This is a genomic window from Salmonella sp. SAL4457 (genome assembly GCF_046548235.1).
Lineage (GTDB): Bacteria > Pseudomonadota > Gammaproteobacteria > Enterobacterales > Enterobacteriaceae > Salmonella > Salmonella enterica.
In genome coordinates this window covers 1-259 of the sequence record NZ_JBGDZO010000793.1, presented here as the reverse complement: position 1 = coordinate 259, position 259 = coordinate 1, and the positions used below count along the sequence as shown (strand labels likewise).

Sequence of the window (259 nt, the reverse complement as noted above, 5' to 3'; positions counted from 1 at the left end):
TAGTAGGGCTGCTTGTTCTGCTCGTCGATCAGGAGGTCGGCGCTGACCATGGTCACCTCGCCGGTGACCCGCGGGGTCTTGCGCTGGTTGAAGGCGGTGAACAGCATCTCCACCGGCAGCCCGCTGAGGATCCGGTCGACCAGGTTCACCGCGAGCTGGCCCTCCACGTCCAGGCTGTCGCTGTTGGGCACGATGTACATCAGCAATTCGCCGGGGCCGATCACCCCGCCATCGGTGAACACCTTCAAGCCGGCCACGT

The 259-nt window shown here is 64.9% G+C and carries 1 protein-coding gene; it reads right to left on the bottom strand.

The window, feature by feature from the left end; all coding sequences use genetic code 11:
• Positions 1-259, bottom strand: a 259-nt coding sequence (locus ACLJNW_RS26340; RefSeq protein WP_410961528.1) for an HlyD family secretion protein, incomplete at both ends; no start/stop codon positions are given.